This is a genomic window from Peptidiphaga sp., from assembly GCF_057238965.1.
In genome coordinates, this window is record NZ_DBHHEV010000109.1 from 1 (window position 1) to 7,082 (window position 7,082).

A 7,082-nucleotide genomic window follows, 5' to 3' on the forward strand; every position below is an offset into this window, starting at 1 on the left:
GAGCGTCGTCGGCCTCCGCAGCCGGAGCCTTCTGTTCGGCCCTTTCGCTCGATGCCTCGGCCAGGGCTTCCGCTTCGGGGGAATCTTTCAACACGAGGGTCTGCATCCGTTCGAGCGCGGAGTGTCTGGGAGTGTCCCCCGCGGACAGCGCGGCGCCGAAAACGTGGGGAGCGAAGACGATGTCGTGGGACGCATTCGCGTCCTCCTGAGGAACGACGGCATTGCTCTCGCGTCCGAATCCGAGAGCTTCGTCCCAGCCTCGGACTGGCCATGCGTCGATGTCGCCGCCCTGGACGCCGGAGGGGATGAAGCCCTCCTCGGACGGGTCGGCTTCGTATCCGACCGCCTGGCCTCCGTCGCCCGTTGTGAAAGACACACCTTCGAATTCGCGGGGCGAGCCTTCCCCGCTCGCGGGCGGGCCGTTCGGCCCTTCGAACGCGCTTGACGATTCGAGGGGGGCGGACGAGTCGAAGGAACCGGCAGATTCGAACGAGCCGACGGAGTCAAATGAAACAGGAGGTTCAAGCTCGTTGGGCTGCTCCCAAGCCTCGGGCCCCTCAACCGAGCTCGCCCCGCTCGGCGGCCCGGCCATCGCGCTGTCCGCCAAGGCCGCATCGACCACGGACACGTGCTCCGCAGCGCTTTCAGCCGTTACGCCTTCCATGTCGGAAGGCTGCTCGGCGGAATCCCCCATCATCGACTCGATGACTTCCGATTCCGTGATGAGAAGGCCGGCATCCGCTTCAGCCTCGGCAGCGGAGGCCTCGACGCCGACGGCCGGGTCTTCGCCGCCGAGGTCGCCGAGGTCGTCGGCGTCCAAGCCGACGCCGTCGTCCGCCGCGTCTTCGGCGTCCTTGCCGAGGTCGCCGTTTTCGCCCAAATCTTGCACATGGTTTTCGGGGGCGTTCCATCCGGAGCTTTCGTTCCATCCGGAGCTTTCGATCGCGGCGACGTCGATGTACCCCGAAGCCGAAAGCGGCTCGAGAGTCTCCGCGGGATCCAAAACTTCGCCGGGATCCCCGTTTTGCTCGGAGGGATCCGGAACGTCCGGCAAATTCTTCAAAAACGCCTTGATGCGCCCCAAAGCCGAGAGCGGCTCGAGAGTCTCGCCCGGATCGAGGACTTCGCCGGGTTCGTTGTCGGCGGACTTTTCCGCGCTTTCAATGCCGTTGAGGTCCCGGGCCTCCTGGATGCCGCTAAGCTCACGCCGGCCCTCAACGCCGGCCGGCTCCCGAGAGTCTTCGACGCCGTCCGATTCTTGCGGGTCCTCGACGCCCGCCAGTTCTTTCGCGTCCTCTACCCTGACAGACGCTCGGGCATCCTCAGTGCCCGCGAGTTCGTCGACGGCCCAGCGCTCGCCCGCGCCGGCCGTTTCCTCGGCTTCGGCAAGCTCCTCGACGCCGACGTTCTCATAAGATTCGGCAAGCTCCTCGATGTTTACGTGCTCGTAGGACTGGGTTTGCTCGTTGAGACCGCCGTTTTCGCTGTCTAGATCGGCCTCGTCGACGGCGTGAGCCTCGCGTCCGCGGGCATCGCCCGCGTCGCCTTCCCCGGCTTCAGCGGCGCTCCCGAATTCGCCTGCGTCGTCAGCTTCGACGTCGGCCTGCACGGCCTCCTTTTGGTCCTCACGTTTGGAAGCTCCGTGGGGATCGTCGCCCAGACTCGATGCGTCCTCCCGCAGATCCGTTTCGTCATCGGCTTCCAAATTCGATTCGTCGCCAACTTCCAGATCCGATTCCCCGCGAACGGCCTCGGCTTCGCCAAAGCCCGCTGCGGCGTCGGAGCGGTAGCGTGAGTCATCGGTTTCAGGCGGAACGTGTGATTCGGCGGCACCGTCCGATTCAGCCGAAACGTACGATTCAACGGCGCCGTCCGCGACTGCGGCGTCCTTCGGACCGTTCCCAGTTTCCTCGGAGACGGCCGAAAAGCCCTCGTCGCCTTTAAGGCCGACGGCGAAGCCCGCCTCGGCAACGGCCTCGCCTTCGACGGCATCAGCGGCGCCTTCTTCGGATCCGGCGACGTCCGCATCTTCAGGCTCGAAAGCGTCGGCGGCGCCCGACTCGCTCACTGCGGCTTCGGCGTCGCCGTCCGCGACGTCTGCTTCGCTCTCGCCGACGGCCGAGACTTCAGCAAGCTCGGCGACGCTTTCCGCAGCGCCCTCGGAGCGCTCGGCCTCCGGCGCATCGGTTGCGACGTCGTCGGCCTTTTCGGCGGCGTCGCGGCTGTCCCCGTCATCGTCCGCGGGGCGTTCGTACGCCTCGGCGCCACCCCCGGCTTGCTGGCTTCTCATGGCCGAGACGTCGAACGCGGGCCCTTCGCCCACTCCGTGCTCGCCGGGAAGAAAACCCTGGTAGCGCTCCATCTTCCGCAACAGTCCCTGCGGATCGAAGGTCTTTTCCGAGGCCGAGGCGCGCGGCGAGGAGACTCCCGCGAGGAACTGCTCGGCGGCGCGGCCGATTTCGTCCACGGTGGGGACTCGCATTTCCGGCTTGGGCGCGGTGACGTATCCGCGCACGGAGCCGTTGGCGTCGTAGTCTTTCTCGAGCTTGTCGATGAATTGGGCCAGTTCCTCGTTGCCCTCGATGGCCGAAGAGTAGGCTTCGACCTCTTCGGCTGCGGCCTGTTCCAGATCGCCCAAAGGGAAGTAGAGCCCGCTGAGCGAGGACGTCAGCCCGAGTGCTCCGGCGGCCCCGGTGAAATAACGATCGCCGGCCAGATAGACGGGAACGCGAACGGCGACATTCGTATGCGAAATGCCCAGCTTCGCCGTATGGAACTCGACATAGTCGGCGAAACCGGCGGTGAACCAGAAGTCCGCCTCAAACACCTGGTCCTCGCGCTTGTCGGCCGTGCGCACGACCATGTCGGCCGGCCTCGTGTGAGGAGTGGCCGAAGGGACGGCCGTGAAGGAGAAGGTCGACTTCACACCGAACTTCTCGATGATGTCGATCATGTCCGCCAGCAGCGCGTCCCATTGAAAATCGGGCTCGGCGCCGTGCAAATGCAGGAAGGGCTGGCCCTCGACGTCGCTCGCATGCGAAAGGACGATTCCGCTGCGGCGCATGTCGACTAGCCGACCGTCCTTGTAGTTCATAAGCGGCCGCTGAGATCGATAGTCGATGAGCGGATCGGAGTTGAACAATGCGGCGGCCCCGCCGTCAAGCGGACTGAGCGACAGCGATATCAGCTGGCCGACGGCACCGGCGTCTACGGCCGGATCCACCAAATTGAGAACCAAACGCTCGACGCGCTCAGGCCCCTCGGCCTCTGGAAACGATACGAAGTGCCCCATGTGTCTCCTCTCCTCGCCCTCTACTTTGCCATAAGCCTCCCCGCCGCTTCGACTCTCCGAACGGGCCCTTCTGCATGCCCTGTTATTCCCGACACTCCGGCGTTCAACGGTTTCGACGTGGTAATACTACCCATCGTTTTTTGACTGCGACAGGGCGCGCTGATTAGCTTCGACGGCCCCCGTGGCCGATAATTGTGTGGTCGATTTTCCCCGTTTCAGGACTGTCCATGGGTGAGTTATCCGCGCGTTCGCGCGCAATCGCCGACGAGCAAGACTTCGTCGAGACGGCGTATGCCGCGCTCGACCGCCAACGCGAGGCCTACTCCGAACGTCTGCGCGAAGTTCGAGCGCAACAGGGCCACGAAAGCGCAGGCGCCCTCTCCGAGCGCGACTCCTTCGCGACCCATTACGAGGACAATCTCATACGTTTGCGCAACGTCGAGAATCGCCTGGTCATGGGGCGCCTCGACTTCACAGACGGCGAAACAGAGCACATCGGGCGCATCGGCCTCAAGGACGAGGACCAGGAGATCATTCTCCTCGACTGGCGGACCCCGCAGGCCGAGCCTTTTTACCGGGCCACTGCGGCCGAGCCCGGCGAAGTCGTTCGCCGCAGGCACATTCAGACGCGGATGCGCGACGTCGTCGGCGTGGCGGACGAACTGCTCGACGCCGAAGCCTCCGAGGGGCTGACCGACCTCAACCTCACCGGTGAAGGAGCCCTGATGGCGGCGATGGCGACGGCCCGCGACGGAAAGATGAGCGACATTGTCGCCACGATTCAGGCCGAGCAGGATCGAATCATTCGGGCCGATTCGAACGGAATACTCGTCGTCCAGGGAGGGCCGGGCGCGGGCAAGACGGCGGTCGCGCTCCACCGCGCAGCCTACCTTCTTTACACCCAACGCGAACGGCTTTCCCGTTCGGGCGTTCTCATCGTGGGCCCCTCCCCCGTGTTCCTGCGGTACATCGACCAAGTCCTTCCGAGCCTGGGCGAGTCCGACATCGTTTCGACGACGGTGACCGGGCTGCTTCCCGGCGTCGAGGCGACGGGGGCCGACACCGCGCAAGCCGCGCGTATCAAAGGCTCGCCGGTCTGGCGGACCATCGCCGCGAACGCCGTGCGAAACGTCCTCGAACGCCCGCTCGATCGCCCTGTCTCCTTCACAATCGACTCGAGCCCCGTGACCCTCACGCCCTCGCAGGTTGAGGCTGCGCAGCAGCGCGCTCGGCGCGGGGGGCGGCCCCACAACGAGGCCCGTGAAACGTACGCGAGGATCCTCGTCGAAGAGCTCGCAAACCAAGTGGCCGCACACAAAGAAATGGCACTGGAGGACGCCGGCTGGATAGTCGACGAGGTCGTCTCCTCGCGTGAGGCTCGGCGCGAAGTCAATCTTAGATGGCTGCCTTCCTCTCCCGTTCAGCTGCTCGAACGGCTTTACGCGCGCCCGCGCCTGCTCGCCATGTGCGCCCCCGAGCTTTCGCCCGAGGAGATCGAGGCGGTTAGCCGGCCGAAAGGCAGCCCGATCACGGCCGCCGACATCCCCATCCTCGACGAGCTCGCCGAATGCCTCGGACCCTTCCGCACCGACTTCGAGAAGCGCCAACGAGCCGCCGCGCAGGCGCGCGACGCCGAGCTTTCCGAGTACGTCAAGGAAACGATGAATTCGATGAACCTCGGCGGCGGCATCGTCAACCTCGAACAGCTGACCGAGCGCGCAGCCGGCTCTGGGCCGCAGTCAAGCCTTGCTGACCGCGCATCCTCGGATCGAACATGGACCTACGGGCATATCGTGGTCGACGAGGCGCAGGAGCTTTCTCCAATGCAGTGGGAGATGCTCGCCCGCCGGTGTCCGACGAGGTCGATGACGGTCGTCGGCGACCTCGACCAGCGTCCGGACGGCTCGCCCTCAGGCGGCTGGACGAGCATCCTCGGACGGCTCGGATCGAGCGCTCGGATCGAGAATCTCACGGTCTCCTACAGGACTCCGGCGACGATCCTCCGCTCGGCCGGGCGGACCCTCGCTGCGGCGGGCGTTTCCGTGCTGCCCGTCGAGGCCGCGCGCGACCTTCCCGACTGCCTCGCCTTCACTGCGATCGAGGCGGACGGGCGAGAGGGCGCCGTCGTCCGATCGGTCAAGGAGCGCCGCGCTTGGTTGGACGAAGACTATGGTCCGGGCGAGGGAACGCTGGCGGTCATCGTCCCCTCCGACCTGCGCGACGGCGTCGCGGAGGCGCTGTCCGGGGACCCCGGGCTGGCCGGGTACGTGAAGGCCGACTCCGCCGGCTTGGCGCGCATAGGCGTCTTGTCCGCAGTCGAGGCCAAGGGCTTGGAGTACGACGCCGTCGTGCTGGTCGAGCCCTCGCGCGTGCTGGCCGAAGGCCCCGGCAATCTTTATGTTGCGATGACCCGCCCCACCCGCCGCCTCGACGTTCTCTATTCGGGCGAGCTTCCCGCCGGAATGGCTTGACGTCGCGCGAGGGCCGCGGGCCGCGCCGGACAGGCCGACGCAGCGCGGGCCGACGCCGCGCATCCGGCCCGGGGTGCCTGGCTCCTTCAGAGACGATCGCTTCAAGTTGCAATCGGCCCGAATCGCGGACAATCCTCATTTTCCATCCGATCTGCTGTACGGTTTGTCTTCGGCACACATTTCATCACAAGGAAGGCAAGATGCCACGAGTCCTCCTCCTAGAATCCCCGCACGCGTCTGCGGACTCGGTTTTCGTCAAGTACGGCATAGAGGTTCGCCGCGTTTCCGGCGCCGTCCAAGGCGACGAGCTGATCGAGGCGCTCAGCGACGTCGACATGGTGGGCATCCGCTCAAAGACCAACCTCACCCGCAGGGTGCTCGATGCGAGCCCCCATCTGACTGCCATCGGCGCCTTCTGCATCGGAACGAACCAGATCGACGTCTCCGCCGCCAACGAAGCAGGCATCGCCGTGTTCAACGCGCCGTACGCCAACACGCGTTCCGTGGTCGAGCTCGCCATAGCAGAGGCCATCGCCCTCACGCGCCATCTGACGGACAAGAACAACGCCCTTCAATCCGGCGTGTGGGAGAAAACCGCCTCCGGCGCGCACGAGGTTAGGGGAAAGACCCTCGGAATCGTCGGCTACGGCTCCATCGGCACCCAACTTGGCATCATCGCGGAAGCGCTCGGCATGTCCGTGCTCTTCTACGACGTCGCCGAAAGGCTCGCGATCGGCAACGCCGTGCGCATGCGCAGCCTGAGCCAGCTCCTGGAACGGGCGGACATCGTCTCGATTCACATCGACGGACGCGCGTCGAATGCCGGATTTTTCGGGCGGGACCGAGTCATGGCGATGAAGGAGGGCGCGATTCTCATCAATCTTTCGCGCGGCTCCGTCGTGGACCTGGACGCGGTGCGGGAGCGGTTGACGGACAGAAGCTTGAGCGGCGCCGGGATCGACGTGTTCCCTCACGAGCCCAACGCAAACGGCGACCCTTTTTCCTGCTCGCTCGCAGGCCTCGACAACGTCATTCTCACGCCTCACATCGGGGGCTCGACGATCGAGGCGCAGGAGTCCATCGGCTCTTTCGTGGCCGAAAAGCTCGTCTCTTACTGGCGGAAGGGCCTGACCGGCCTCTCCGTGAACATGCCCGAGGTCGACGCTTCGCCCGCGCCCTCGGCTCGGCATCGCGTGACCTGGATCCACTCGAACACACCGGGCGCGCTCGCCCACGTCAACAGCATTTTCGCCGCGGCCGACGCCAACATCGATGCACAAACGCTCGTCACATCAGGCGAAATCGGATACATGGTCACC

The 7,082-nt window shown here is 65.5% G+C and carries 3 protein-coding genes; 2 read left to right on the forward strand and 1 reads right to left on the reverse strand.

Going from position 1 to position 7,082, the window contains the following annotated elements; all coding sequences use genetic code 11:
- Positions 1 to 3,292, reverse strand: a 3,292-nt coding sequence (locus ACO48X_RS10210; RefSeq protein WP_485001983.1) for a PAC2 family protein, incomplete at its 3' end; no start/stop codon positions are given.
- Positions 3,293 to 3,519: 227 nt separating this feature from the next.
- Here ACO48X_RS10210 and ACO48X_RS10215 point away from each other — a divergent pair.
- A complete protein-coding gene (locus tag ACO48X_RS10215; RefSeq protein WP_485001984.1) occupies positions 3,520 to 5,763 on the forward strand; it encodes a HelD family protein in 2,244 nt (747 codons plus the stop codon).
- 200 nt (positions 5,764 to 5,963) lie between these two features.
- Positions 5,964 to 7,082, forward strand: a 1,119-nt coding sequence (serA, locus tag ACO48X_RS10220) for a phosphoglycerate dehydrogenase (RefSeq protein ID WP_485001985.1), incomplete at its 3' end; no start/stop codon positions are given.

Excerpts from the sequence above, each read along its gene's own strand:
- ACO48X_RS10215 (WP_485001984.1), top strand. The coding sequence starts at position 3,520 with ATGGGTGAGTTATCCGCGCGTTCGCGCGCAATCGCCGACGAGCAAGAC.